General features: G+C 67.5%; 28 protein-coding genes. 18 read left to right on the top strand and 10 right to left on the bottom strand.

Going from position 1 to position 25,171, the window contains the following annotated elements; all coding sequences use genetic code 11:
- Positions 1-205: 205 nt before the first annotated feature.
- From K32_RS17095 to K32_RS17070, 6 genes are all read left to right on the top strand, one after another.
- Positions 206-967, top strand: a complete 762-nt coding sequence (locus K32_RS17095) for a DUF4198 domain-containing protein (protein WP_201404539.1) — start codon at positions 206-208, stop codon at positions 965-967.
- A gap of 10 nt (positions 968-977) precedes the next feature.
- The gene (cbiM, locus tag K32_RS17090) at positions 978-1,613 is read left to right on the top strand and encodes a cobalt transporter CbiM (protein WP_201400678.1); all 636 of its coding nucleotides are present in this window, start codon (positions 978-980) and stop codon (positions 1,611-1,613) included.
- A complete protein-coding gene (locus K32_RS17085) occupies positions 1,600-2,184 on the top strand; it encodes a hypothetical protein (protein ID WP_201400677.1) in 585 nt (194 codons plus the stop codon). Before cbiM ends, K32_RS17085 begins: the two co-directional genes overlap by 14 nt.
- The gene (gene cbiQ / locus K32_RS17080; protein WP_201400676.1) at positions 2,181-2,951 is read left to right on the top strand and encodes a cobalt ECF transporter T component CbiQ; all 771 of its coding nucleotides are present in this window, start codon (positions 2,181-2,183) and stop codon (positions 2,949-2,951) included. Before K32_RS17085 ends, cbiQ begins: the two co-directional genes overlap by 4 nt.
- Positions 2,948-3,721, top strand: coding sequence for an energy-coupling factor ABC transporter ATP-binding protein (locus K32_RS17075; RefSeq protein WP_244669563.1), 774 nt, complete (start codon positions 2,948-2,950; stop codon positions 3,719-3,721). Before cbiQ ends, K32_RS17075 begins: the two co-directional genes overlap by 4 nt.
- 172 nt (positions 3,722-3,893) lie before the next feature.
- Complete coding sequence (locus K32_RS17070) at positions 3,894-5,192, top strand: DUF1576 domain-containing protein (protein ID WP_201400675.1); 1,299 nt, start codon at positions 3,894-3,896, stop codon at positions 5,190-5,192.
- Here the strand turns inward: K32_RS17070 and nikR are convergent.
- Positions 5,189-5,710: a nickel-responsive transcriptional regulator NikR gene (gene nikR, locus K32_RS17065; RefSeq protein ID WP_201400674.1), complete on the bottom strand. Its 522-nt coding sequence runs from the start codon at positions 5,708-5,710 to the stop codon at positions 5,189-5,191. The genes K32_RS17070 and nikR overlap by 4 nt on opposite strands.
- Before the next feature lie 138 nt (positions 5,711-5,848).
- Between nikR and K32_RS17060 the strand changes: the two genes are divergently transcribed.
- The 8 genes from K32_RS17060 to K32_RS17025 are packed head-to-tail and all read left to right on the top strand — an operon-like array spanning position 5,849 to position 12,355.
- Positions 5,849-6,370: a Na+/H+ antiporter subunit E gene (locus tag K32_RS17060; RefSeq protein WP_201400673.1), complete on the top strand. Its 522-nt coding sequence runs from the start codon at positions 5,849-5,851 to the stop codon at positions 6,368-6,370.
- Complete coding sequence (locus K32_RS17055) at positions 6,363-6,623, top strand: monovalent cation/H+ antiporter complex subunit F (protein WP_201400672.1); 261 nt, start codon at positions 6,363-6,365, stop codon at positions 6,621-6,623. The genes K32_RS17060 and K32_RS17055 overlap by 8 nt, the downstream gene beginning before the upstream one ends.
- A gap of 1 nt (position 6,624) precedes the next feature.
- Positions 6,625-6,966, top strand: a complete 342-nt coding sequence (locus K32_RS17050; RefSeq protein ID WP_244669562.1) for a hydrogenase subunit MbhD domain-containing protein — start codon at positions 6,625-6,627, stop codon at positions 6,964-6,966.
- Positions 6,963-7,337 (top strand): monovalent cation/H(+) antiporter subunit G, encoded by a 375-nt coding sequence (gene mnhG, locus K32_RS17045; protein WP_201400671.1) that lies wholly within the window; start codon positions 6,963-6,965, stop codon positions 7,335-7,337. The genes K32_RS17050 and mnhG overlap by 4 nt, the downstream gene beginning before the upstream one ends.
- A complete protein-coding gene (gene mbhE / locus K32_RS17040) occupies positions 7,334-8,185 on the top strand; it encodes a hydrogen gas-evolving membrane-bound hydrogenase subunit E (RefSeq protein WP_244669561.1) in 852 nt (283 codons plus the stop codon). The genes mnhG and mbhE overlap by 4 nt, the downstream gene beginning before the upstream one ends.
- 8 nt (positions 8,186-8,193) lie before the next feature.
- Positions 8,194-8,565 carry a sodium:proton antiporter gene (locus tag K32_RS17035; protein ID WP_201400670.1) on the top strand — a complete coding sequence of 124 codons (372 nt, stop codon included), beginning with the start codon at positions 8,194-8,196 and terminating at the stop codon, positions 8,563-8,565.
- Positions 8,559-11,660, top strand: a complete 3,102-nt coding sequence (locus K32_RS17030; protein WP_201400669.1) for a complex I subunit 5 family protein — start codon at positions 8,559-8,561, stop codon at positions 11,658-11,660. Before K32_RS17035 ends, K32_RS17030 begins: the two co-directional genes overlap by 7 nt.
- Before the next feature lie 2 nt (positions 11,661-11,662).
- On the top strand, positions 11,663-12,355 hold the full coding sequence (locus tag K32_RS17025) for an urease accessory protein UreF (protein ID WP_244669560.1): 693 nt from the start codon (positions 11,663-11,665) through the stop codon (positions 12,353-12,355).
- A 159-nt stretch (positions 12,356-12,514) separates the two neighbouring features.
- On the opposite strand, the gene K32_RS17020 is transcribed toward K32_RS17025, so the two are convergent.
- From K32_RS17020 to K32_RS16995, 6 genes are all read right to left on the bottom strand, one after another.
- Positions 12,515-13,528 (bottom strand): L,D-transpeptidase, encoded by a 1,014-nt coding sequence (locus K32_RS17020; protein ID WP_201400668.1) that lies wholly within the window; start codon positions 13,526-13,528, stop codon positions 12,515-12,517.
- Positions 13,529-13,679: 151 nt separating this feature from the next.
- Positions 13,680-14,732: an urea transporter gene (locus K32_RS17015; RefSeq protein WP_201400667.1), complete on the bottom strand. Its 1,053-nt coding sequence runs from the start codon at positions 14,730-14,732 to the stop codon at positions 13,680-13,682.
- A gap of 80 nt (positions 14,733-14,812) precedes the next feature.
- Positions 14,813-16,516 (bottom strand): urease subunit alpha, encoded by a 1,704-nt coding sequence (gene ureC / locus K32_RS17010; RefSeq protein ID WP_201400666.1) that lies wholly within the window; start codon positions 16,514-16,516, stop codon positions 14,813-14,815.
- Position 16,517: 1 nt separating this feature from the next.
- Entirely contained in the window at positions 16,518-16,829 is a 312-nt protein-coding gene (locus tag K32_RS17005; protein ID WP_201400665.1) for an urease subunit beta, read from the bottom strand.
- A 9-nt stretch (positions 16,830-16,838) separates the two neighbouring features.
- On the bottom strand, positions 16,839-17,141 hold the full coding sequence (gene ureA / locus K32_RS17000; RefSeq protein ID WP_201400664.1) for an urease subunit gamma: 303 nt from the start codon (positions 17,139-17,141) through the stop codon (positions 16,839-16,841).
- 24 nt (positions 17,142-17,165) lie between these two features.
- Entirely contained in the window at positions 17,166-18,032 is an 867-nt protein-coding gene (locus K32_RS16995; RefSeq protein ID WP_201404535.1) for an urease accessory protein UreD, read from the bottom strand.
- A gap of 335 nt (positions 18,033-18,367) precedes the next feature.
- Between K32_RS16995 and K32_RS16990 the strand changes: the two genes are divergently transcribed.
- From K32_RS16990 to K32_RS16975, 4 genes are all read left to right on the top strand, one after another.
- Entirely contained in the window at positions 18,368-18,931 is a 564-nt protein-coding gene (locus tag K32_RS16990; RefSeq protein WP_201400663.1) for an urease accessory protein UreE, read from the top strand.
- Between the two features lie 72 nt (positions 18,932-19,003).
- A complete protein-coding gene (ureG, locus tag K32_RS16985) occupies positions 19,004-19,639 on the top strand; it encodes an urease accessory protein UreG (protein ID WP_201400662.1) in 636 nt (211 codons plus the stop codon).
- A gap of 281 nt (positions 19,640-19,920) precedes the next feature.
- Positions 19,921-21,024: an NAD(P)/FAD-dependent oxidoreductase gene (locus K32_RS16980; protein ID WP_201400661.1), complete on the top strand. Its 1,104-nt coding sequence runs from the start codon at positions 19,921-19,923 to the stop codon at positions 21,022-21,024.
- A gap of 91 nt (positions 21,025-21,115) precedes the next feature.
- On the top strand, positions 21,116-22,540 hold the full coding sequence (locus K32_RS16975) for a S1C family serine protease (protein ID WP_201400660.1): 1,425 nt from the start codon (positions 21,116-21,118) through the stop codon (positions 22,538-22,540).
- A gap of 46 nt (positions 22,541-22,586) precedes the next feature.
- On the opposite strand, the gene K32_RS16970 is transcribed toward K32_RS16975, so the two are convergent.
- Genes K32_RS16970 through denD form a run of 3 tightly spaced genes read right to left on the bottom strand, consistent with a single transcriptional unit; the run spans position 22,587 to position 25,157 of the window.
- Entirely contained in the window at positions 22,587-23,336 is a 750-nt protein-coding gene (locus K32_RS16970; protein ID WP_201400659.1) for an SDR family oxidoreductase, read from the bottom strand.
- Positions 23,337-23,361: 25 nt separating this feature from the next.
- Positions 23,362-24,129, bottom strand: a complete 768-nt coding sequence (locus K32_RS16965; protein ID WP_201400658.1) for an SDR family NAD(P)-dependent oxidoreductase — start codon at positions 24,127-24,129, stop codon at positions 23,362-23,364.
- A gap of 38 nt (positions 24,130-24,167) precedes the next feature.
- Positions 24,168-25,157 carry a D-erythronate dehydrogenase gene (gene denD, locus K32_RS16960; RefSeq protein WP_201400657.1) on the bottom strand — a complete coding sequence of 330 codons (990 nt, stop codon included), beginning with the start codon at positions 25,155-25,157 and terminating at the stop codon, positions 24,168-24,170.
- Positions 25,158-25,171: the final 14 nt, after the last annotated feature.

Below are 25,171 nucleotides of genomic sequence, written 5' to 3'. Positions count from 1 at the left end.
CGCTGGCGCGAAGCACCTCAGGATGATGGCGGAGTTGGTTGATGGTCTTGAAGACACTGCGCGTCATCTCGCCGCCTCCGGATCACACCGCGCGATAAATCGGTGCCCGACGCCGGAATCGCGTCTCGTCCGCTTGACGCGTGTGACGTTTGTTGATGATCCTCATACCGCATGACGTAAAGTCTGTTGGGGGTCTCCTTTGAGAATCGTTCGCGTCGCGGCCCTGGCGGCCGCCATCGTCCTTCCCGTTGCTTCCGCCAGCGCGCATTTCCAGGAAATCCTGCCCTCGACCGACAATTTCGGCGAGGACGACACCGAGCTGGTGCTCGATCTCGTCTTCACCCATCCGATGGATCGCGGCCCGACCATGGAGATGGCGAAGCCGGCGCGGTTCGGCGTCGTCACAGAGGCCGGCGAGACGGACCTGCTTTCGACGCTGGTCGAGGCCCCGCATGACGGCAAGACGGCCTGGAAGGCCACCTACAAGCCGGCCAAGCCCGGGAACTACACCTTCTTCGTCGAGCCGAAGCCCTATTGGGAGCCGGCCGAGGGCAAGTCGATCATCCATTACGCCAAGGTGGTCGTCGACGGCTTCGGCTGGGGTTCCGACTGGGACCGCGCCGTCGGCCTTCCCGTCGAGATCGAGCCGCTGGTCCGCCCCTATGGGCTGTGGACCGGCAACCTCTTCAGCGGCATCGTCCGCCGCAATGGCGAGCCGGTGCCCTTCGCCGAGGTCGAGGTCGAATGGGTGAATGACGGCTCCGTCACGCCGCCGGCCGACGCCTTCGTCACGCAGGTGGTGAAGGCGGACGGGCAGGGGGTGTTCCACTATGCCCTGCCGCGCGCCGGCTGGTGGGGCTTCGCGGCGCTGGTTGATGCCGATTACCAATTGCCGGATCCCGAAGGCAATCCGAAGCCGGTCGAGCTCGGCGGCCTGATCTGGGTCAAGGCCGTGGACATGAAGTAGACGGCGCAACATGGCCCATATTCCGGACGGCATTCTCTCCATCCCGGTCCTCGCCTCGGACGGCGTGATCACGGCCGTGGCGCTCGGCTATGCGCTGAAGCGGCTCGACGAGGACAGCCTGCCGCGCGTCGCCGTGGTGGCGGCGCTGTTCTTCGTCGCCAGCCTGATCAATGTCTCGATCGGCCCGACCAGCGTGCATCTGCTCCTCTCGGGGCTGATGGGGATCGTGCTCGGCTGGGCGGCGGTGCCGGCGGTCTTCGTCGGGCTGGTGCTGCAGGCGGTCTTCTTCGGCTTCGGCGGCGTCACCACGCTCGGCGTCAACACCGTGAACATCGCGCTGCCGGGCGTGTTCTGGGCGCTCGCCTTCGCGCCGTGGATCGCCGGCGCGACGCCGAAGCGGGCCGGCCTCTTCGGCGCCCTTGTCGCGGCGCTGTCGGTCGCCTCCACGGCGGCGCTGGTGGCGCTGGTGCTGACGGCGACCGACACGGCCTATGAGCTTTCGGCCCGGATCGTGGTGCTTTCCTATGGCCCGCTTCTCGTCGGCGAGGCGATCATCACCGGCTTCGCCTGCGCCTTCCTGGCCAGGGTCAGCCCGGAGATGCTGGCGGGTCCGCGCCGGCGGGGAGGCAAGCTTGCGGTCTCCTGACGGCCTCCGCCATCTCGGCCGCGTCGCCTCGGCGCTCGTGCTGCTCGCGCTCCTCGTCGCGCCGGCCTCGGCGCACCGGCTCAAGGTGTTCGCCTCGGCGATCGGCGGCAACATCGAGGGCGAGGCCTATTTCGTCGGCAGCGGTCCCGCCGCCGACATCTCGGTCACGCTGCGCGACAACGCCGGCAAGCCGCTCCAGACCGGAATGACCGGCGCCGACGGCCGCTTCGCCCTGCCGGTCTCCGCCACGGGCGACGTCCAGGTCATCGTCGACGCGCATGATGGCCACATCGCCCGCTTCACCGTCGCCGGCGACGCGGCGGCCCCGCCTGCCGCCCCGCCGTCGCCGGAGGGAGCCGCCGCTCCGGCCGCGGCGCCGGCGCAGGCGACCGTGCCGCTCGCCGAGATCGAGCTGGCGGTGGCGCGCAAGGTGGCGCCGCTGGCGGAGCAGATCGACGCGCTCGAATCTTCGCTCCGCCTCCGCGACATCATCGGCGGCGTCGGCTACATCGTCGGCCTGTTCGGCCTGCTCGCCTTCGTGAAGAGCCGTCGCAAGGGGGACGCGGCATGAGCGGCAAGGCGAGCGCCGCGGCGATCTTCGCCGAGGACCGGGACATCGGGCCGCTTTCGGCGATCGACCCGCGCGTCCGCCTCGCCGCCGCGCTGAGTTTTCTGGCCCTGCTCGCCGTGCTGCATTCCGCCCCGGCGCTGGCCGCCGCGCTGGCGCTGGCGCTCGCCGCCGCGATCTATGCCCGCCTGCCGCTCCGATCGACGCTGCGCCGGATGACGGCGGTCGAGGGCTTCCTCGTGTTCCTGCTCCTGACCCTGCCGCTGACGGTGCCCGGTCCGGCGCTCTTCAGCCTGTTCGGCCTGCCGGTGTCGGTCGAGGGTGTCCGCCGCGCCGTGACCATCATCGTCCGGGTCAATGCCGGCGTGCTGATGGCCGCGGCGCTGCTCTCGACGATGGGGACGATGCGGCTCGCCGGCGCCATGAACGGCATCGGCATTCCGGCGCCGATCGCGCATCTGTTCCAGCTGACGGTCCGCTACATCGCCGTCTTCCACGAGGAATATGCGCGGCTGCGCCGGGCGATGCGGGCGCGCGGCTTTCGCGCCGGCAGCAACCGGCACAGCTGGCGCAGCCTCGGCCATCTCCTCGGCATGCTGGTGGTGCGCAGCGCCGAGCGGGCGGAGCAAGTCGCCTGGGCGATGCGGGCGCGCGGCTTCACCGGCAGCTTCCCCGCCTTCGTGCAGCGGCCGCTCGATCGCGCCGACCATCGTGTCATCCTTCTCTGGCCGCTGGTGCTGGTGGCTCTCGCATGGCTGGAATTCGCATGACCGGAACGGAAAAGACGGAAGAAGCCCCCCTGATCCGCCTTTCCGGCGTCGTCGCCGGCTATGCCGACGTGCCGGTGCTCGACGGCCTCGATCTCGAGCTCCGCGCCGGCGAGCGCCTGGTGCTGCTCGGCGCCAACGGCGCCGGCAAGAGCACGCTGCTGCATGTCATCACCGGCTTCATCCCCGTCCGCGCCGGCACGATCGAGGCGTTCGGCGCGCCCCGGCGCAGCGAGGCCGATTTCCGCGAGGTCCGCGCCCGCGCCGGGCTCGTCTTCCAGGACGCCGACGACCAGCTGTTCTGCCCGACCGTGCTTGAGGACGTCGCCTTTGGGCCGCTCAATCTCGGTCAGACGCGCGACGAGGCCTATGAGACGGCGCGCGTCACGCTCCGCTCGCTGGAACTGCTGCATCTGGCCGATCGCGTCACCCACCGCCTGTCCGGCGGCGAGAAGCGCCTGGTCTCGATCGCCGCGGTGCTCGCGATGCGTCCCGAGGTGCTGCTGCTCGACGAGCCGACCGTCGGGCTCGACCCGGACGCCTATGCGCGTCTCGGTGACATCCTGGAATCGCTGCCGCAGGCGATGATCATCGTCGCCCATGACGCGCATTTCATGTCGCGGCTCGCCACCACGGCGCTGCTGCTTAGGGATGGGCGCGGCCATCGCGGCACGGTGCACCAGCACGCGCACCACCACAGCCACGCGCATGTCCATTTCGAACACGAGGTTTCCGGCGAGACCTCGATCGGTTTTGGCGCGCACGGCGTCTGAGGCAGGGGGCCGGATGACGATCCGTCCCCGGCTTGTGCGCTGCGTCTCAGTTTGACCGCTGACGGCAGGTTTTCATTCCCGCCGCGTTTCGACCATGATATCGCCCAGCCACTTGCCGCCCTGCCACTTGCCGCCGGGTCGCCGCGGGGGAACTGTGCGACGGGGTGCCACCATGAATGCCTTGAACGCGACCGGGGACGAAGCCAGGGCCGAGCTTTCCGACAACCAGTTGCTGCTGGTCGTCGCCGCCGTCGCCGGCGCCTTCATCCTCTTCGGGCTGGTCGTCTCGCCCTGGGCCGAGATTTTCCCGGGCCTCGTCAAGATCCTGCTCGCGCGCGACACGCTGATTACCGACTATATCGGCGTCGGCGGCATGGGCGCGGCCTTCGTCAATGCCGGCCTGCTGACCTGGGTGACGGCGGCGATCTACCGGTTCTCCGGCGCCAAGATCGGCGGCGGCGCCATCGCCTGCCTGATGCTGGTGCTGGGCTTCGGCCTGTTCGGCAAGAACCTGCTCAACATCTGGCCGATCATCGGTGGCGTCTATCTCTACGCGCTCTACAAGCAGGAGCCGTTCTCGGCCCATATCAACACGGCCTTCTTCGGCTGCGCGCTGGCGCCGGTCTTCTCCGAGATCCTGTTCTCGACGGCGATTCCGGTCTCGCTCGGCCTGCCGCTCGGCCTCGCCACCGGGCTCCTGATGGGCTTCATGCTGCCGCCCGCCGCGGCGCAGCTCTTCAAGGCGCATATGGGCTTCAGCCTGTACAATATGGGCTTCACCGCCGGCATCGTCGGCACGCTCGTCGTCGCCATCTACAAGTCCTACGGATTCGTGCCCGATCCGGTGTTCATCTGGACGACCGGCAACAATTTGCTGCTCGGCGGCTTCCTGACGCTGCTGTTCGTGGCGCTGGTCGGCGGCGGGCTCCATCTCGACCGCTCGGCCCTCGCGAAGATGAAGGAGATCGTCGCGCTGACCGGGCAGGCGCCTTCCGACTTCATCGAGAAGGTCGGCATCGCGCCGACGCTGGTGAACATGGGCCTCACCGGCGCCATCGGCATGATCTACGTGCTGCTCGTCGGTGGCGATTTGAACGGCCCCGTCATCGGCGCGATCTTCACGCTGGTCGGCTTCGCCGCCTATGGCAAGCATCCGAAGAACATCGTGCCGATCATGGCCGGTGTCTTCCTCGGCTCGCTGGCGAAGCCCTGGGGCGCGGCGGATCCGTCGATCGTGCTGGCGGCGCTGTTCGGCACCACGCTGGCGCCGATCGCCGGCCGCTTTGGCTGGCACTGGGGCATCGTCGCCGGCTTCGTGCACTCCTCCGCCGCGCAGGCGGTCGGCGTGCTGCATGGCGGGCTCAATCTCTACAACAACGGCTTCGCCGCCGGCATCGTCGCCTCGGTGCTGGCGCCGGTGATCACCGCGATCCAGTGGCGCAAGGCCGATCGCCCGGAAGAGAAGCTCTAGTCGTGATCGTGGCCGTGCCCATCCCCATGCCGGTGACCATGGCTGTGGCCATGGTCGTGGTCATGGTGATGATGGCGATGCGTGTGGCCTTCTTCCGGCTCGCTCGCCTCGGCCGGCATGATGTGCAGCGCGCCGTGGCGGACGCCGCGCTGGCTGATCACGCTGTCGGCAAAGGTCTGCAGCTTGCTGACAGGCCCGCGCAGGATCGAGACCTCGAGGCAGTTGTCATGGTCCATATGCACATGCGTCGTCGAGATCGACATGTCGGAATGATGGTGGTGGTTGGTGGTCAACCGGCTTGCCAGCGCCCGCGTCTCATGGTTGTAGACGTAGGTCAGCGTTGCGTGGCAGATCTCGTCGCCGTCCGGCACGGTGGCCGCCTCCGCGCTGGCGCGGGAGAATTCCGAGCGGATGATGTCGCGCAGCGCTTCCGACCGGCTCTGATACCCCTTGCGTTGGCAGAGCGCGTCGATCCCTTCCAGAAGATCGTCGTCGATCGTCACCGTCACGCGCTGCATGGCTCATACTCCTTCGCTGATCGTGAGGGTTACCACAGGACGGGCGCGAAATCGCCTGCCCGTCGCCGATCGATCTGGCCGTCGATTGATTTGAAGATGGCTGCAATCTAGAGTTTTGACCACTCGCCGGGGGCGGATATGGTGGATTCGAATCGTCGGAAAACCGGTGCGCCGCAGGGCTTGCTGAGCCTGTGGGTCGTGCTGTTCGTCGTCTGGATGGCGGCCAATTCGACACTCGCCATCGAGGTGGCGATCCTGGGCGCGGTGATCACCTATGCGCTCGCCTACGCCTTCACCAAATCAAGCGACGGCTGGCAGCGCATCCACTGGACGCCGTCCGGCTTCTATCATTTCCTCGCCTATACCGGCACGTTCCTGGTCGAGCTGGTCAAGGCGAACGTGGCGATGATGAAGATCGTCTATTCGCCGCGCATCGACATCAAGCCCGGCATCGTCCGGGTGCGCACGAAGCTGAAGTCGCCGATCGGCAGGCTGGCGCTCGCCAACACCATCGCGCTGACGCCGGGCTCGCTCGTCATCGATGTGAAGGACGAGATCCTCTACATCCACTGGCTCGACGTCCAGTCGACCGATGTCGAGGTGGCAAGCGCGGCGATGGCCGGCCCGTTCGAGGATCATCTGGAGAAGGTCTTTGGCTGAGCTCCTGATCCAGATCGCCGCGGTCCTGATCTTCTTCGCGATCCTCTTTGCCGTGATCCGCCTCATCCTCGGCCGGACGCTGGTCGACCGCATCGTCGCGATCGACGCGCTGACGGTCATCTCGCTGTCGCTGATCGCGCTCTACGCGCATGTCTCCGGCCGTTTCGCCTATCTCGACGTGGCGCTCGTCTACGGCCTGCTCAGTTTCCTGGCGGTGTTGGCGATCGCGCGCTTCCTGGAAAAGGGGCTCTAGCGTGCTCGAGTTCCTGCTCCTGCTCGTCTGCGCCAGCATCCTCGCCGCCGGTGTCCTCGCCGTCTGCCTGAGGAATTTGCTGGCGGCGATGGTCGCCTCCGGTTTGGCCAGCCTGTTCGCGGCGGTGTCGTTCCTGCTGCTCGCCGCGCCCGACGTGGCGATGGCCGAGGCGGCGATCGGCTCGGGGCTCGCGACCTTCATCTTCCTCTACGCCATCCGCAAGACCGGCAACGGCAAGGACGAGGGCGAACGGACGGTGTCCGGCAGCCAGGGGACGGGCGGCAAGCCCGCCGGCGGCAAACCGGTCCGGGGCGCAACCGGCAAGGCGAGGGGCGGCGCATGATCGAGCTGATCGGCAGTCTCTTCATCCTCGCCGGCGCCGTGTTCCTGTTCTCGGCAGGCCTCGGCCTCCTGCGCATGCCCGACGCCTATACCCGCATCCAGGCCGGCACCAAGGCGACGACGCTCGGCAACATGCTGGTCCTGACCGGGCTCGCCTTCTACCACCCGGGCTGGACGTTCAAGCTGATCCTGGTGATCTACTTCGTGCTGATGACCAATCCGATCTCGTCGCACGCGCTGTCGCGCGCCGCCTATCGCATCCGCACGCCGATGACCTCGACGACGATGACCGACGCGCTGGCCGAGGACGAGGCCGGCGGCGAGGGCGCGCCGCCCAAGCCCCGGAAGCCGGGCGGGAGGAAGCGGTCATGATCCGCCACATCGTCGTCGCGCTCGTCGTGCTGCTGTTCGGCCTGGTCTTCGCACGCCTCGTCGGAGGCTATGTCGAGCTGTCGGCGCTCCGGCCTCTCGCCGAGCGATATGTGACCGAGGCGCCGATCGATCTCGGCACGCCCAACATCATCACCGGCATCCTGATCACCTATCGCGGCTTCGACACGCTCGGCGAAGTGGCGGTGCTGTTCATGGTGGCGGCGAGCATCGGCCTGCTGCTTAGGAATGACGAGGCGAAGACGGCGGCCGCCCCGACGGCGGCGGCCAAGGCGTCTGGCACAAGGCGCGCCACCGGCCACACCCCGGCCGCCAGGGCAGCCGCCGCCCGCGCCGCTGCCGTTGCGGCCAGCAAGGCCGCCTCGGCAACGCCTTCGCCGGCAAGCGCCGAACCGGCAGCCGCCGGCGAGCCCGCCGAGGCTGCGCCCGGCGCGCCGAGCGAGATCGTGCGCACCGGCACCGAGGTGCTGCTGCCGCTGATCTTCACCTTCGGCGCCTATGTCATCGTCAACGGCCACCTCTCGGCCGGCGGCGGCTTCCAGGGCGGCGCGATCGTCGCCTCTGGCGCCATGCTGATGCTGCTCGCGCGGCCGGGCTCGCGCCTCAACGTGGCGCTCTTGAGCGTGATCGAATCCTTCGCCGGCGTGCTCTATGTGTCGCTCGGCATTCTCGGGCTGATCTTCGCGGCCGGCTTCCTGGATCCGCGCTTCCTGCCCAAGGGCGAATTCGGCGCCTTCATCAGCGCCGGCGCGATCCCGCTGATCTCGGCGCTGCTTGGTATCAAGGTCGGGGCCGAGCTTTCCGTCATCATCGACCGGTTCAGGAGCTGAGAGGGACAATGACGGGCCTTCCGGTTTCCACCATCCTGCTGGTGACGGGCTTCCTGCTGGCGCTGATCGGGCTCTGGGGCATGCTGACCCACCGCAACATCATGCGCATCATCATTTGCTTCACGGTGTTCGATACCGGCCTGCGCCTGGTGATGGTCGCGACGGGCTACATCACCGCCGGCACCGCGCCGATCATTGACGCGGCGCTCAGCAAGGCCGAAGCTGCGCGCCGCGCCATCGATCCGATCCCGTCGGCGCTGGTGGTGACGGCGATCGTCATCGGCTTCGCGGTGACCGCCGTCATGCTCGGCTTCGCCATCCGCCTCTATGCCGCCAAGAAGACGCTCTCGATCGACGCGTTCACGGAGTCGAAATGGTAGCGTCCCTGTTCCATCCGCTGAACATCTTCCTGCTCGGGCTCGGCGGCGGCTTCGTCATCCCGCTGCTCTACAGGCTCGGCAAGGCGTGGCTGCATGCCGGCTTCTGGCTGGCGCTCGCCGGCATCGTCGCGGTCAGCGGCGTCTCGCTCGTCGAGGTCTATCGGAGCGGCGCGCCGATCGAGGTGCTGACGGCGGGCTTCGCGCCGCCGCTCTCGATCAATCTGCGCTTCGGCCTGCAGGAAGGCTTCTTCGCATTCTCGGTCGGCCTCGTCTCGCTCTTGGGCGCGTTGCATCTCTGGGACCGGCTCAGGGGCAATTACGGCGCGCTGCTGCTCTATCTCATCCTGGTGATGGGGATCGACGGCATGGTGATGACGCGGGATCTCTTCAATCTCTTCGTCTTCCTCGAGATCGTCTCGATCGCCACCTATGGCCTCTTGGCGCTGGAGCGGACGCCGGCGGCGATCGGCGCGGCCTTCAAGTTCATCATGGCGACGGTGATCGCCTCGACCTTCTTCCTGCTCGGCACGGTGCTGCTCTATTACGTCACCGGCACGCTCAACATCGACACGCTGATCGCCGAGCGCGCCGGGATCACTGGCCCGATCGGCGCCACCGCGCTCCTGATGATCCTCGCCTGCCTGATCCTCGAGCTGAAGCCGTTCCCGGCCAATGGCTGGGGGCTCGACGTCTACGAGACGGCGCCGAGCGGCGTCGCCTCGATGGTCTCGGTCGGCGTGTCGGCCGGCGTGTTCTTCGCGCTCTGGAAGCTCTTGCCGCTGTTTGAAGGCCAGCTCGGCATCATCGCCGTCTCCGGCGGCATCACCTTCCTGTTCTCCAATCTGGTCGGGTTGAAGCAGACCAAGGTGCAACGCCTGCTCGGCTATTCGTCGATCAGCCAGATGGGCCTGATGGCGCTGGCGCTGGCGCTCCTGACCCAGATCGGCGCGACGGCCTCGATCCCGCTCGTCGTCGGCGGGCTGTTCATCAACCACCTCCTCGCCAAGGCGGGCCTGTTCTGGCTCGCCGGCGTGCTCCGCCAAGACGATGTCGATGCGCGCACCAGCCTGTCCGGCCGGCCGCTGCTGCTCGGGCTGCTGGCGCTGTTCATGGTGGCGATCGCCGGCCTGCCGCCTTTCCCGGGCTTCTGGGCCAAGTGGGAGCTGGTGATGCAGCTGACGAGCATCGGCCGGCTGCCCTGGGTGGCGCTCATCCTCGTGGGCTCGCTGCTCGAGGCCGCCTACATGTTCAATTGGTTCGTCCGGGCGCTGCGTCCCGCCGAGGCGCGGGCAGGCGAGGGGCCAGACACGATCGCGCTGCTGCCGGTCTATGGCGTCGCGCTGCTCCTCGCCGGCGCGGGTTATTTCTCGGCACGCGTTTCCGGTGCCGGCGCGCTCTGGCTGTTCGCGCCGCTCGTCGTCGGCGTCGGGCTCTACGCGCTCGACCGGCTGCCCGGCCGGGTCAAGGCCGTGCTGATGCTGATCGCGGTGGCGCTCGTCGGCGGCTGGCTCGCCGAGAGCGCGGAGGGGATCGCCTGGCTCTTCGCCGTGCTGCTGCTTGCCGGCAGCGTCGTCATCGCCGCCGGCGGCCTCTACCGCGACGACCTTCGCCCCGGCTACTACCCGATGCTGGCGGTGCTGCTGATCTCGATCCCCGCGCTGCTGCGCTCCTCGACCAGCCTCGAATTCTTCTACCACTGGGAAATCATCACGCTCGCCTCCTGCTTCCTGATCGCCAAGGGCCGGGGCGCGGGGCCGCATGTGCTGACTTTCCTGCTGTTCTCGCTGGTCTCCGCCTTCTTCCTGCTCGCGGGCTTCGCCGGCATCGCCGCGCTCTCCGGCACCACCAGCCTGACGGCGCTGGTCACCGCCGGCCCCGACGCGACCATCGCCTTCGTGCTGCTCGCGATCGGCTTCCTGATCAAGGCCGGCGCCATCGGCGTGCATGTCTGGCTGCCGGGCGCCTATGCCGAAGCCGACGACGATTTCACCGCCATGCTCTCGGCCGTCGTTAGCAAGGTGGCGATGTTCGGTCTCCTGATCGGCACCTATCTGGCGATCCGCTCCGAGGTCTCGATCGAGCTCGCGCATGGCATGGCCTGGATCGGCATGCTGACGACGATCGCCGGCGCGCTGCTGGCGCTACGCCAGACCGACTTCAAGCGCCTGCTCGCCTATTCCAGCATGAGCCAGCTCGGCTACATCGTCACCGCGATCGCGCTGATGAGCCATCTCGGCTGGGTGACGGCGCTCTATCTCGTCGCCAACCATCTGATGGTGAAGGGCATCCTGTTCCTCGCCGTCGCCGGCATCATCTTGCGCACCGGCACGCGCGACTTCGCCGGCACGGGCGGGCTCGCCCGCTCGATGCCCGTCACCTTCGGCCTCGTCGCCTTCGCCATCCTGTCGATGTCCGGCCTGCCGCCGCTGATGGGCTTTGGCGGCAAGTGGCTGCTGCTTTCGGCGATGACCGAGAAGGGCTGGATCTGGCTGGCCGTCGCCGGCCTCGTCGCCACCTTCCTCGGCTTCCTCTACATGATCCGGCTCATCGCCGGCCTGTTCTTCGGCCAGCGCGCGGCCGGGCAGGAGGCGATCCGCGAGGTGCCGCTCACCCTGATCGTGCCGCAGCTCGTGCTCGTCGCCGGCATCCTGGTGCTGTCGCTCTGGCCGAAGCTGCTGATGGACCCGGTCTCGGCGGCGATCGACCCGCAATTCGCGGCGACGCTGGTCTGGGAGGGCATGTCGCTCTACACGATCTATGGCTACTGGAACCCGACGCCGGTGATGATGGGCGCCGTGGCCGTCGCGGCGGTTCTCGGCGTCATCGCCTGGCTCGTCTATCGCGGCGGCGTGGGGCGCAGGTCCGGCAGTCTCTCGCGCTTCTACGGCTACTATCGCTCGGTGATCGAGCGCGCGCTGCCGCCGGTCGCGACCGAGTTCTGGAACGGCGTCACCGGCTTCACGCTGGCGACGGCGGCCACCGTTCGGCAGGTCTATACCGGCAACGGCCAGACCTACGCGCTCTATGTTCTCATCTATTTCCTCGCGCTCTACGCCGCGAGCCTGGGACCGGCCGGCTTCTGGGTCGGAGGCTGACAATGACGGATCACGACTCGATGGATCAGGACGGGGCCATTCCGCTGCATCTCCTGCGGCTCGTCAGCCCCAGCCTGCCGGTCGGCGCCTTCTCCTATTCGCGCGGGCTGGAATTCGCCGCCGAGGCCGGCTGGGTCACGGACGAGGCATCCGCGAAGGACTGGATCCTCGGCACGCTGGAGCACAGCTTCGCCCGCCTCGACGGCGCGCTGTTCTGGCGGATGATGGCGGCATTGACCGCCGCCGATCATGGCGAATTTCTGCGCTTTGACGCCTGGCTCGCCGCCGGCCGCGAGAGCCGCGAGCTGCAGCTCGAAGACCGCCGCATGGGCGAGGCGCTGCTGACGCTCCTCGCCGATCTCGAAGTGCCCGGCGCGCTCCGCGTCCGGGGCGGGACGCTCACCTATCCCGCCGCCTTCGCCATCGCCGCGCATCATTGGGAGGTCTCGCCCGCCGCGGCGCTGAAGGGCCTGATGTGGACGATCGTCGAGGGCCAGGTGGCGGCGGCGATGCGCCTCGTCCGCCTCGGCCACACCGCCGGCCAGCGCATCCTGATCGCGGCGACGCCGGTGATCGAGCGCAGCGTCGCGACAGCGCGGACGCTCGACGACGATGAGATCGGCAACGTCTCGGTCGCGATGGCGATGGCCAGCGCCTGGCACGAAACGCAGTATTCGCGGCTGTTTAGATCGTAGGGGGCGGTGGCGGGGTCTCCTTCACCTCTCCCACAGGGAGAGGTCGACGGCCGAAGGCCGGCGGGTGAGGGGATCAGGCCTCACCGGAGAGATCGCAACCCTTCACCCGGACCTCCGGTCCGACCTCTCCCCATGGGAGAGGTGAAGGGCGCGCCCCCCTCACACCGCGTGCTGGTCGTTCAGGATGACGAAATCCCGGCCCGAACGGCTGTCGGCCGAGAGCGGCAGGTCGACCGTGACCATGACGACGCCCGGCTTCATGCGGGTGCGGATGGCGTCGTTGACGGGGCGGTCGGCGCGGATGCGGGTCAGCGTGTCCTGCCCGGCGCCGCGCGCCGGCTGCTGCGGGTTGGTGCTGAAGCCGATCGGCTTCCAGTGCAGTTCCTTGTCGCCGGTATCGAGATGCGAGAGCACGAAGACGTGGTTGCCGAGCGGCGCGGAAGGATCGATCAGCGTGACCTTGCCCTCGGCGACGACATGGCCGTCGTCGAGCACCAGGATGCGCTTGTCGGCGCTCGAGACCAGGATCGAGGTCGCCGGCGGTTGGTAGGGATGCTCGGCCGAGGTCGGGATGTTCTTGTCCTTCAGGTTCGCGACCGCGTGGTCGAAGTCCTGCTCGGCCGTGTCGGAGAGCACCATGCCCGGATGGATGACGCTCGACGGGAAGGCGGTGGTGTCGGCGATGATGACCGGCGTGCCGACATGGGTGACGCCGAAGAGCTTGTCCGAGAACGCCATCGGCAGGCGGACGCAGCCATGCGAGGCCGGATAGCCCGGCAGCTTGCCGGCATGCAGCGCGATGCCCGACCAGGTCAGCCGGTTCATGTTCGGCATCGGCGCGTCGTCATAGGTGGTGGAGTGGTGATCCCGGTCCTTCTGCAGGATCGTGAACACGCCGGTCGGCGTCTCGTGGCCGGGCTTGCCGGTCGAGCAGGTGGAGACGCCGATGCGCACGCCGTTGCGATAGACATAGACGCGCTGGTCCGGCAGCGAGACGACGACGGCGACCGGCCCGACCGGCGAGCGCTCCGGATGCCAGGCGAATTCGCCGGGTTTTAGCTGCTCCACGGTCTCGACGATCTCGGCGACGGCGCCTTCCAGCGCCGCCGTGGCGACGAGCGCGCCGGAACCGAGAAGCAGGGAACGTCGGGAGGGGTGCAGCCAGGACGCCATGGGATATCGAGCTCCGAATCGAGGCGGCGAGCCCGGTCCGGGCCCGCCGCAAATCAGTTTCGGCAACTCTACCGGCTGAAGACGGCCGGATACAATCGCAATGCGTGGTCGCCCGGTGGCTCCGTGACTGGCTGGCCGTCCCCAGTCGGCGCTAGGACGCGCCGCCGGCCAGGTAGCGGGCGCGGTTGTCCTCCGCCGTCGTCGCCTCGGCCGGCGGCACCGGCACCAGCGCCTTGAAGCCGTACTGGCCGAGCAGCATCAGCCAGGTGACGAGCACGAAGGTCGAGGTCAGCACCGGCATGCCGATCGGGCCGAGGAAGATGGCGATCGAGGCCCAGAGCCAGGTCGTCACGACGATGCCGAACAGCGTGTAGACGAAGCTGCGCCAGGTCAGCACCAGGAAGAAGCCGCCGAGCGCGATCGCCGTCAGCGCCGCGTTGTAGCCGAAGAGGCCGTCGCGGATCGCGCCTTCCGGGCCGCCGAAGATCACCGCGACCAGCGCAGCACCTGCCGCGCCGATCAGCGCCATGCCGGCCGAGATGCGCGAATTGACGGCGATGCCGATGACGATCAGGTAGCCGGAGATCCAGTTGTCCTGGAAGAAGATCTGGCCGATGGCATTGCCGATGCCCTGGTACCAGGTCGGCAGCGCATAGGCGACGTCGAGGGCGTACTGGTCGGGCGAGACCGGCTTTGCCAGCGGCCCGGCCTCGATATTGGCGAATTTCAGCACGGCGAACAGGAACAGCCAGCCGATCAGCACGAAGGGCGAGGTCAGCGCCGCGACCTTGTGCGGGCCGAGCAGCGTCGCGATCGTCGAAAACGCGATGGTGGTCATCGCCGCCGCGAAGATGATGTAGACCGTCATGGCGGCGGAGGGCACCGCGCCGGTGCGGAAATCGGCGCTGGTGAAGGCGACGAGCGCCAACCCGACAAGCGCGCCGTTGAAGCCGAACAGCCCGTCGCGGATCAGGCCCCTGTCCGCCTTGAGCAGGATCGCCGTCGCCGTCGCCACGACGACGCCGAGGATGCAGATCGTGCCGTAGACGGCGGAGTTGAAATAGAGCGCCAGCAGGATGATCAGGCCGGAAAGCGGGTTGTTCTGGAACACCACCTGGCCGATGCCGCGCAGGCTCCAGTCGATGAAGCCGAGCGTCGGGTGGTCGCGAAAACGGTCCTGAAACGGAAATTCTGTCTGGGTCACAAGCTTTCTCCCCCCAAAGAAGAACCCCACCGGACGTTTCCGGTCCGATGGGGTCTGTGTCTGTCGCCGCCGGCTTCCCGTCAGAACAGGAAGTAGCGCTGCGCCATCGGCAGGCTTTCCGCCGGTTCGCAGGTGATCAGTTCGCCGTCGATGCGCACCTGGTAGTTCTGCGGATCGACTTCGATCTTCGGCGTCAGCGAATTGTGAATCATGTCCTTCTTGCGCACGCCGCGGGTGCCCTTGACTGCGACCAGTTGCTTCTGCAGCTGCAGCTTCTCGCCGATATTGTCGTCGAGCGCCGCCTGCGACACGAAGGTGACGCCGGTCTTGCCGCGCGCCCGGCCGAGCACGCCGTACATCGGCCGGTAGTGCACCGGCTGCGGCGTCGAGATCGAGGCGTTCGGGTCGCCCATCGGGGCGGTGGCGATCATGCCGCCAAGCAGCACCAGTGACGGCTTGACGCCGAAGAAGGCCGTCTTCCAGAGCACGAGATCGGCGCGCTTGCCGACCTCGATCGAGCCGATCTCATGCGCGAAGCCGTGCGTGATGGCTGGGTTGATCGTGTATTTGGCGACATAGCGCTTGCAGCGGAAATTGTCGTTGCGGTCGCTGTCTTCCGGCAGCGGCCCGCGCTGCACCTTCATCTTGTGCGCCGTCTGCCAGCAGCGCAGCGTCGTCTCGCCGATGCGGCCCATGGCCTGCGAGTCCGACGACATCATCGAGAAGGCGCCGAGATCGTGCAAAATGTCCTCGGCCGCGATCGTCTCCTTGCGGATGCGGGATTCGGCGAAGGCGACGTCTTCCGGGATCTGCGGGCTCAGGTGGTGGCACACCATCAGCATGTCGAGATGCTCGTCGATGGTGTTGATCGTGTAGGGCCGGGTCGGATTGGTGGAGGAGGGGAGGATGTTCTCCTGGCCCGCCGCCGTGATGATGTCCGGGGCATGGCCGCCGCCCGCGCCTTCCGTGTGGAAGGAGTGGATGGCGCGGCCCTTCATCGCCGCGAAGGTGTCGGCGACGAAGCCGCTCTCGTTCAGCGTGTCGGAGTGGAGGGCGACCTGCACGTCCATCTCGTCGGCGACCGAAAGGCAGTTGTCGATCGCGGCGGGCGTCGTGCCCCAGTCCTCGTGCAGCTTCAGCCCGATGACGCCGGCGCGGATCTGTTCGCGCAAGGGCTCCGGGAGGGAAGCGTTGCCCTTGCCGAGCAGGCCGACATTGATCGGCAGCGCCTCGACCGCCTCCAGCATGCGGTGGATGTACCAGGGGCCGGGCGTCACGGTGGTGGCGAGCGTGCCGACCGAGGGGCCGGTGCCGCCGCCGACCAGCGTCGTCGTGCCGCTGGTGAGCGCTTCCTCGGCCTGCTGCGGCGCGATGAAGTGGATGTGGGTGTCGATGCCGCCGGCCGTCAGGATCTTGCCTTCGCCGGCGATGACGTCGGTGCCCGGGCCGATGATGATGTCGACGCCCGGCTGGATGTCGGGATTGCCCGACTTGCCGATGCCGGAGATGCGGCCGTCCTTGACGCCGACATCGGCTTTGATGATGCCCCAGTGATCGAGCAGGATCACGTTGGTGATGACGAGGTCGGCGACCTCGGCGGCGTTCTTCTGGCTCTGGCCCATGCCGTCGCGGATGACCTTGCCGCCGCCGAAGGTGACTTCGTCGCCATAGACGGTGCGGTCTTCCTCGATCTCGATGATCAGGTCGGTGTCAGCCAGCCGGACCCTGTCGCCCTTGGTGGGGCCGTAGAGCGAGGCGTAGTTTTCGCGGGTGATGCGCGCCATCTCAGACCTCCAGCTTTCCCATGACCTTGGCGTTGAAGCCGTAGACGACGCGGTCGCCGGCGAGCGCTACCAGCTCGACCGTGCGCGCCTGTCCCGGCTCGAAGCGGACGGCGGTGCCGGCCGGAATGTTCAGCCGGTAGCCCTTGGCCTTGTCACGGTCGAAATGCAGCGCCGTGTTGGTCTCGTAGAAATGATAGTGCGAGCCGACCTGGATCGGCCGGTCGCCGGAATTGGCAACGTCGATCGAGATGGTGGCGCGGCCGACATTGTATTCGATGTCGCCGTCCTCGAGGATGTATTCGCCTGGGATCATGACACGCCCCTACGGTATGGGATTGTGGACGGTGACCAGCTTGGTCCCATCGGGGAAGGTCGCTTCGACCTGGATGTCGTGGATCATCTCCGGCACGCCGTCCATGACCTGGTCGCGGGTCAGGAGCGTCGCCCCGTAGGACATCAGCTCCGCGACCGTGCGCCCGTCGCGGGCGCCTTCCAGGATCGCCGCCGAGATGTAGGCGATCACTTCGGGATAGTTCAGCTTGACGCCCCGGGCGAGGCGCCGCTCGGCGAGCAGAGCCGCCGTGAACAGCAGGAGCTTGTCTTTCTCGCGTGGCAGAAGTTCCATCGGCGGTCCCCAATCGTAACGTGTCTAGGTTGCCCAGATGCGCGGCGCGTTCGCCGCCTTTCCCTGGCATGACGTCCGCAGCGCATCCCACGCCTGAACGAAGAGCGACTTTCCCTCGGAAACGCGGGGGCCGAGATAGCGGCACACCACGCCCTGCTCGAGCTGGCTGACGGAGAACACGCCGTCCCCCCGGCTCCCGATCGCATTGCGGACGCGCTCGGCAGCGTCCTCGGCGAGCGGCCCGGCATAGATCATCGTACCCCATGTCGGCTGAGCGGCAAGCGCATAAGCTGCGTGGGCCAGTGCCGAGCCGCCCGGAAGTTGCATCCGCTCGAACCAGATCGGCTTGCCGTCGCGCAGGATTTCGATCCGCTGGCTCAGGCTGCCGCTCTCGAAACGCTCGCCCGCGGCCGGCCTGCCGAGGCAGATGAAATCCCAGCCGACATAGGTCGCGCCCTCGGAAAGCGTGACGCGGGTGTCGATCACCGCATTGGCGCCGTCGAACAGGATCGTCTCCTGCGGCAGGTATTCGCAGACCGCCTTGGCGCCGACGTCGATCACTGTCCGCTGCGTGCTGCGGCCGTGCTCGCTGCGATAGAATTTCGTCGCGCCCGGCGTCGTCAGCAGCGCGCGCGAGTCGGGCGCGACGTGGAAGCGGAGGTCGAGCTGATCGCCGCCGGCAACGCCGCCCGGCGGATGCAGCAGATAGACGTGGCAGGTGCCGTCCTTCTCCGGATGAAACGGCTTCTGCACGACGAGCGGCCCGAGATGGCGACGGCGCATCAGCCGCGTCTTGCCGGCGTTCGGCGCGAACCAGAGCTCCAGCTCGGCGTTCCAGTGGCTCGGCGCCGCGTCATAGTGCGCGCGCGCCGTGACGACGGCGTCGGGCATGGCACCTTCAGCGAGCAGCAGCGGCTTCACTTGGTCGGCTCCGGAACGGAAGTCGGGCGGGCATCCAGCGGGGTTGTGCCGTCAGGCTATCACACGGCCGAATGCCCGGGACAATCACAAATTCCAGTCGCCGCTGCCCAAAACGACGGCAGCTAGGCGCTGGGTCCCGCCACATGACCTGCCGTCCCGCAATCCGCGCCGCCGCTTTCCTTCCGCGTCGAAAATGGCGCAGATTGCAGCTGGCGATCGGCGCGCGCGGCGCTGATATAGTGCAGCGGACTGTGCCGTCCGCAAAGCGGGATTCGGCAGCCGGGATCAGGAAGCGGGGAATTTCGATGTTGAGGGCAATCGCCATCCGGCGGGCAGGGGAAGTCGCGGGCGAGGATGAGGCGACGCCGCTCGGCCGGGCCGTGCTGCCGCATGACGAGCGGCATCTGCGCCGCCGCGCCATCGAGCTGGTCGACGGCCGCAAGGTGCTGGTCGACCTCGCCGAGCCGGTCGTGCTCGAGGCGGATGACCGCCTGGTGATCGAGGATGGCGGCGAGATCGTCGTCGCGGCCGCCTACGAGCCGCTCTACGAGATCTACGGCAAGGATCCCGTGCACCTGATGGAGCTCGCCTGGCACATCGGCAACCGGCATCTCGCGGCGGCGATCGAGCCGACCCGTATCCTCATCCTGCGCGACCACGTCATCAAGGCGATGCTCGAAGGGCTCGGCGCGCGGGTCAAGGACATCGTCGCCCAGTTCAATCCGGTGCGCGGCGCCTATTCCGGCCATGGCGAGCATTCGCAGGGTCATGAATCTTCGCATTCCCACGCGCATGGCGATGGTCATCACGACCATGACGACCACCACCATCATCACGGCCACGACCATGGCGGCCATCGCCACGACTGAGCGGGAGGGCCGGCGGCGCTGGGCGTCGTCCGGTCGGAACCCCGATGCGGCATTCCTCGGAGGCTTGAGACCATGACATCGAAGAACGGACCCCTGCGCGTCGGTATCGGTGGACCCGTCGGTTCCGGCAAGACCATGCTGACCGAGAAGCTCTGCAAGGCGATGCGCGACGAATTTTCGATCGCCGTCGTCACCAACGACATCTACACCCAGGAGGACGCGCTGATCCTGGCGCGCCGTCAGGCGCTGCCGGAAGAGCGCATCATGGGCGTCGAGACGGGCGGCTGCCCGCACACGGCGATCCGCGAGGACGCCTCGATCAACCTGCAGGCGATCGCCGAGATGAACCGCCGCATCCCCGGCCTCGACATCGTCTTCATCGAATCCGGCGGCGACAATCTGGCGGCCACCTTCTCGCCCGACCTCGCAGACCTGACGCTCTATGTGATCTCCGTCTGCCAGGGCGAGGAAATCCCCCGCAAGGGCGGGCCGGGCATCACGCGTTCGGATTTCCTCGTCATCAACAAGAGCGACCTCGCGCCTTATGTGAACGTCGATCTCGACGTCATGCAGAAGGACGCGGCGCGGATGCGCGGGACCCGGCCCTTCGGCTTCACCGACCTCTCGCGCGGCAAGGGCCTCGACGCGGTCGTCGACTTCATCGTCGAAAACGGCGGCCTGCGGATGGAGGCGCGCAAGAGCGCGTGACGAACTCGACCATCGTCCGATGGCCAGGGTAGCAGGATTTGAACCTGCGACCCCCTCGTCCCGAACGAGGTGCGCTACTTGGAACCACCACCACCGCCCATCATCCTGAGGTGCTTCGCGAAGCGAAGCCTCGAAGGAGGGTCCAGCGGAACGCCGAAACGCGGGATGTCCGCAGGGCTCTCCCAAGGGGAGGGTCAACAACCGGATTCCACCCCCATGGATCTTGCTCTATAGAGCCGGAAACACGCCGGGTCGGGCGTGAGCGGTTGCAGGGTGCTCTGATGGATGAAGTCGAGTGCGTCGTTGTCGGCGCGGGCGTTGTCGGTCTCGCGGTGGGGCGGGCGCTCGCCAATGCCGGCCGCGAAGTGCTGGTGATCGAGGCCGAGGACGCCATCGGCACGCAGACCTCCTCGCGCAACAGCGAAGTCATCCATGCCGGCATCTATTATCCGGCCGGCAGCCTGATGGCGCGCTTCTGCGTCGCCGGCAAGCTGGCGCTCTATGAGTATTGCGCCGAGCGCGGCGTGCCGTTCAGCCGCTGCGGCAAGCTGATTGTCGCCGCCGACGAGGCCGAGCGGGAAAAGCTCGGGGCGATCATCGCCCGCGCCGCCGCCAATGGCGTCGACGATCTCGTCGAGCTGACGGCGGCCGAGGCGCAGGCGCTCGAACCCAGTCTCCAAAGCTCAGGCGCGCTGCTGTCGCCCTCGACCGGCATCATCGACAGCCACGCCTACATGCTGGCGCTGCAGGGCGACCTGGAAGCCGCAGGCGGCATGGTGGTGTTTTCAAGCCCGCTCGTCGCCGCGACGCCGGACGGCGACGGACTGGTGCTCTCGGTCGGCGGCGCCGAGCCGATGCAGCTCAGAACGCGGCTCCTGATCAACTCGGCCGGCCTGTTCGCCCCCGCCGTCGCCCGCACGATCGCCGGCCTCGATCCGGCGCATATCCCCACGGAATACTACGCCAAGGGCAATTATTTCACGCTCTCCGGCCGCTCGCCCTTCTCGCGGCTGATCTATCCCGTCCCCGTGCCGGGCGGCCTCGGCACGCATCTCACCATCGACCTCGGCGGTCAGGCGCGCTTCGGGCCGGATGTCGAATGGATCGACGCGATCAACTATGACGTCGACACGACGCGGATGCCGCTCTTCGTCGAGGCGGTGAAGCGCTACTGGCCGGAGATCGACATCAGCCGCCTGCAGCCCGGCTATTCCGGCATCCGACCGAAGATCGTGCCGAAGGGCGCGCCGGGCCAGGATTTCGTCGTCCAGGACCAAAGCGTCCACGGCATCGCCGGCCTCATAAACCTCTTCGGCATCGAATCCCCCGGCCTCACCGCGTCACTGGCGCTGGCGGACCACGTCGCCGAGCTCGCGGGGCGCTGATCCGATCGGCGCGCTGCTGGAACTCGGCGCGCCAATCTCCTACGATCAAGGCCTTGTCGTCCGGGGGGGCGGCCACACTTGGCTGGGCATTGTGCGGCGTTTCATTCTCTTTCTGCTGATCGTGATGTTCTGGGTGCCTGCCCGGACGCAGGCCGCCGACTATGCCGAGGCGCGCGCCGCCTTCAATCGTCTGGATGCCGGTTCCAGGCTGACCATCCCGCTGATGCTCGTCACCATCGGCCGCTACAACGGCATGGTGAGCGGCGAGCTGAACAAGCGGATCTATCGCGGCATTCTCGAGTATCAGTCCAGTTTGCGCGCGGCGCCGACGGGCATCCTGACCCCGAGCCAGACGGACATCCTGTATCGCGAGGGCTTTCAGATCTGGCGCCGGTGGGGCCTGCAGAGCAGCGAGTTGCCGATGGGGCGCGGCGTGCTCTATCTGCCCCTCAATCTCGTTGGCTACCCGCGGGCGACCGCGCGGGGGCGGGCCTACGAGGCGGCAGATAGCTCCGTTGCGATCGATCTGTCGGTCTATTCGCCCGGCGAATACTCGCTCGCCGAGCTTTATGTCAAGCTGTCCAAGAACGCCGGCCGGCGGGCGGTGAAGTACAAGGTCCTGCGCGACGACTTCTTCGTCGTCTCTGGTTCGCTGGGGCCGCGCGATTACTATACCAAATACGCCTATGATCGCGGCTATCTCGTTGGCTTTACGCTTGCCTGGGATCCGACCCGGATGGGGGTCGGCGATCGTCTCGCCGTGCTGATGTCGAACACCTTCTTTCCGGGCGCGGCGCCGGAATCCTCCCCGGTCGCGGAAGATCGGTCGGAACCGGCGCCGGCGCAGGTGGCCGCGGCGCCGGCTCCCGCGCCCTCTCCGCCGGAACCGTCGCGCGGCGGCGTGAGCACGGGCTCAGGCTTCTTCGTTCGGGACGACGGACTGCTGGTCACCAACAATCATGTGGTCGAGAACTGCACCTCGATCGACGTGCTCAAGGTCGGCTCCGCCACCATTCTGGCGCGGGATGTCAGCAACGATCTGGCGCTGCTGCGCACGGCGGGGCAGGGGCATTCCGTGCAGTTCCGGTCGAGCCCGATCCAGCTTGGTGAGGCGGTCTATGCGCTCGGCTATCCCTATGCCGGCACGCTCGACAACGGCTTGAATTTCACCAACGGACTGGTGAGTTCGCTGGCGGGCATCCAGAACGACAGCCGCTACATCCAGGTGACGGCGGCGGTGCAGCCGGGCAATTCCCGCGGGCCGTTGATGGACGAGTTCGGCACCGTTGCCGGCGTCGTCACGGCGCGCCTCAACGACATCAACATGCTGAAGAACTCGGGAAGCCTGCCGCAGAACGTGAATTTCGCCATTCGCGCGGACTTCGTGATGAGCTTCCTGCGCGCCAACGGCATCGAGCCGAGCGCGGCTGCCGGTGACGCCAAGATGCCGGCATCGGACATCGCCGCTCGCGGGCGGGATTTCACGGTCCAGATCGTCTGCGCGGAGGCGGGATGACGGTCCCGGCCTGAGCCGGAACCGTCATGTCATAAGTGGGGCAGGATCACCCGCGGCCGACGAGCGGCATCTTGGTGGCCATGATCGTCATCTGCAGGACGTTGGCGTCGAGCGGCAGGTTGGCCATGTGGACGACCGCGTCGGCGACGTGCTTGACGTCGAAGGTAGGCTCGACCTTGATCGAGAGGTCCGGCTGCAGCACGCCGCTCTTCATCTTGGCGGCCATCGGCGTCTCGGTGTTGCCGATGTCGATCTGGCCGCAGGCGATGTCGTACTTGCGGCCGTCGAGCGCGGTCGATCGGGTCAGGCCGAGCACGGCGTGCTTGGAAGCCGTGTAGGGCGCCGAGTTCGGGCGCGGCATCACGGCCGAGATCGAGCCGTTGTTGATGATGCGGCCGCCCATCGGCTTCTGGTCCTTCATGATGCGGAAGGCGGCCTGGGTGCAGAGGAAGACGCCGGTGACGTTGGTGTCGATCACGGCCTTCCACTGCGCAAAGGGGAGGTCCTCGATGTTGACGTTCGGCGCGTTGACGCCGGCATTGTTGAACAGCACGTCGAGGCGGCCGAAGCGGTTCTTGATCTCGCCGAAGAGGGCGGCGACAGAGGCCTCGTCGGTGATGTCGGACGGGATTGCAACGGCACCGTTGCCCGCCTCCTTCACGACCTCCTCGAGTGGCTCGGCGCGGCGGCCGGTGACGACCGTGGTGTAGCCGGCGCTCGCGAGCGCCAGGGCGACGGCCTTGCCGATGCCGGTGCCAGCGCCGGTGACGAGGGCGATCTTGCCGTTGTTGGACATGGGGTTTCCTTCCAGAAATCGTTCGTTATTGGGCGAGGAAGCCGCCATCGACCGGCAGCGTGTGGCCCGTGACCATCGCGGCGCCGGGGCTGGCGAGGAAGAGGATCGCGGCCGCCACTTCTTCCGGATCGGCGAGGCGGCGGAGCGGCGTCATCGCCTCGATGCGGGCGACGAGTTCCGGATCGGCGACCAGGCCGGCGATGAAGGGCGTGCGGACATAGGTCGGCGCCACGGCGTTGACGCGAATGCCGTTCGGCGCCCATTCGACCGCGAGCGCCCGCGTCATGTTGACGATCGCGCCCTTGGTCGTCTGGTAGGAGATGTTCGGGTACAGCCCGCCGCCGGAAAAACCCATGATCGACGAGACGTTGACGATCGCGCCCTTGGTGCCGGCGGCGATCATGTGGCGCGCCGCGATGCGCGAGGCGAGGAAGGTGCCCGTCATGTTGACGTTCACCACCGTGTCCCAGTCGGCAACCGTCAGCTCCACTGCCGGGCGGCGGATCGCCGTGCCGGCGCTGTTGACGAGGATGTCGATCCCGCCGGCGCGGTCGACGATCGTGCCGAAGGCGTCCTCGAGGCTCGCCTCGTCGGCGACGTCGGCGACGAGGGCGAAGTGCTCCGCGTCACCGCCGAGCGTCGCGAGGATGTCGTCCGGCACGGGGTTGCGGTCGAGCAGGACGACGCGGGCGCCGGCCTGCGCCAGCGCCTGCGCGCCCGCGAGGCCGATGCCGGAGCCGCCGCCGGTCACCGCGGCGACGCGGCCGGAGAGGGAGAAGAAGTCGGTCGCCATCGGTGTTCCGTTCAGTTCTGGCGTGGGATTTAGACGGCTCAGCCGCCGATCTTGCCGCCGAGCTCGTCCTCGACATGGGCGCGGATGATCTCGTCGAACGAGGTCTCGGCCTTGAAGCCGAGGCCCTCGGCGCGCTTGGTGTCGAAATCGCGCGCCCAGCCGGCGACGATGCGGTCGATCGTCTCGTCCTTCTCGTGGCGGATCAGCTTGACGGCGGCATCACCGGCGACGCGGCGCAGCGCCTCGATCTCTTCGCCGACCGTGGCCGAAAGGCCCGGCATGCTCAGCGTGCGGCGCGGGCCGACCGTGTCGAGATCGATCGTGCCGGCATGCACGAGGAAGCCGACCGCGGCGCGGGGGCTCGCAAACCAGTGGCGCACATCCGGCGACACCGGCAGCACGGCTTCCTGGCCGACCAGCGGCTCGCGCAGGATGTTGGAGAAGAAGCCCGAGGCCGCCTTGTTCGGCTTGCCGGGACGAATGCAGATCGTCGGTAGGCGGATGCCGATGCCGTCGAAGAAGCCGCGGCGCGAATAGTCGGCGAGCAGCAGTTCGCCGATCGCCTTCTGCGTGCCGTAGCTGGTCAGCGGCGTGGTGAAGAAGTCGTCGGCGATCTTTTCCGGGAAGGGCGCGCCGAAGACGGCGATCGACGAGGTGAAGACGACGCGCGGCTTGTAGCCGGACTTGGCGTTCTCGATCCGGATCGTGTCGAAGAGATAGCGCGTGCCGTCGAAATTGATGCGGTAGCCCTTGTCGAAATCGGCCTCGGCCTCACCGGAGACGATCGCCGCGAGGTGGTAGATCACGTCCGGACGGTTGGCGATCAGCGTCGCGGCGGCTTCCGGCGCCGAGAGGTCGATCGTCAGCGTGTCGACCGGGCCGGTGAAGCCCTTGGGCGCGTCGGGGGCGACGACGTCGGCGAGCGTGAACCGGCTGATTTCCTTGCCGCCCAGATGACCGTCCGCGACGAGCTTTTCCGTCAGCTTGCGACCGACCATGCCAGCCGCGCCGATGATAAGGATATGCATAGTATAACCTCGAA

The sequence above is a fragment of the Kaistia sp. 32K genome, from assembly GCF_016629525.1.
Lineage (GTDB): Bacteria > Pseudomonadota > Alphaproteobacteria > Rhizobiales > Kaistiaceae > Kaistia.
This window is presented reverse-complemented; position numbering and strand designations above follow the sequence as displayed.

Coding starts and splice junctions, on each gene's coding strand:
- ureA (WP_201400664.1), bottom strand. CDS start 17,141: ATGGAACTTCTGCCACGCGAGAAAGACAAGCTCCTGCTGTTCACGGCG.
- K32_RS16970 (WP_201400659.1), bottom strand. CDS start 23,336: ATGTCCAACAACGGCAAGATCGCCCTCGTCACCGGCGCTGGCACCGGC.
- K32_RS17075 (WP_244669563.1), top strand. CDS start 2,948: ATGACCGGAACGGAAAAGACGGAAGAAGCCCCCCTGATCCGCCTTTCC.
- K32_RS17020 (WP_201400668.1), bottom strand. CDS start 13,528: ATGGCGTCCTGGCTGCACCCCTCCCGACGTTCCCTGCTTCTCGGTTCC.
- K32_RS17035 (WP_201400670.1), top strand. CDS start 8,194: ATGACGGGCCTTCCGGTTTCCACCATCCTGCTGGTGACGGGCTTCCTG.
- K32_RS16965 (WP_201400658.1), bottom strand. CDS start 24,129: ATGGCGACCGACTTCTTCTCCCTCTCCGGCCGCGTCGCCGCGGTGACC.
- K32_RS17060 (WP_201400673.1), top strand. CDS start 5,849: ATGGTGGATTCGAATCGTCGGAAAACCGGTGCGCCGCAGGGCTTGCTG.
- cbiQ (WP_201400676.1), top strand. CDS start 2,181: ATGAGCGGCAAGGCGAGCGCCGCGGCGATCTTCGCCGAGGACCGGGAC.
- mbhE (WP_244669561.1), top strand. CDS start 7,334: ATGATCCGCCACATCGTCGTCGCGCTCGTCGTGCTGCTGTTCGGCCTG.
- nikR (WP_201400674.1), bottom strand. CDS start 5,710: ATGCAGCGCGTGACGGTGACGATCGACGACGATCTTCTGGAAGGGATC.
- mnhG (WP_201400671.1), top strand. CDS start 6,963: ATGATCGAGCTGATCGGCAGTCTCTTCATCCTCGCCGGCGCCGTGTTC.
- K32_RS16980 (WP_201400661.1), top strand. CDS start 19,921: ATGGATGAAGTCGAGTGCGTCGTTGTCGGCGCGGGCGTTGTCGGTCTC.
- denD (WP_201400657.1), bottom strand. CDS start 25,157: ATGCATATCCTTATCATCGGCGCGGCTGGCATGGTCGGTCGCAAGCTG.
- K32_RS16995 (WP_201404535.1), bottom strand. CDS start 18,032: ATGCCCGACGCCGTCGTCACGGCGCGCGCGCACTATGACGCGGCGCCG.
- K32_RS17005 (WP_201400665.1), bottom strand. CDS start 16,829: ATGATCCCAGGCGAATACATCCTCGAGGACGGCGACATCGAATACAAT.
- K32_RS17030 (WP_201400669.1), top strand. CDS start 8,559: ATGGTAGCGTCCCTGTTCCATCCGCTGAACATCTTCCTGCTCGGGCTC.
- cbiM (WP_201400678.1), top strand. CDS start 978: ATGGCCCATATTCCGGACGGCATTCTCTCCATCCCGGTCCTCGCCTCG.
- ureC (WP_201400666.1), bottom strand. CDS start 16,516: ATGGCGCGCATCACCCGCGAAAACTACGCCTCGCTCTACGGCCCCACC.
- K32_RS17070 (WP_201400675.1), top strand. CDS start 3,894: ATGAATGCCTTGAACGCGACCGGGGACGAAGCCAGGGCCGAGCTTTCC.
- ureG (WP_201400662.1), top strand. CDS start 19,004: ATGACATCGAAGAACGGACCCCTGCGCGTCGGTATCGGTGGACCCGTC.
- K32_RS17025 (WP_244669560.1), top strand. CDS start 11,663: ATGACGGATCACGACTCGATGGATCAGGACGGGGCCATTCCGCTGCAT.
- K32_RS16990 (WP_201400663.1), top strand. CDS start 18,368: ATGTTGAGGGCAATCGCCATCCGGCGGGCAGGGGAAGTCGCGGGCGAG.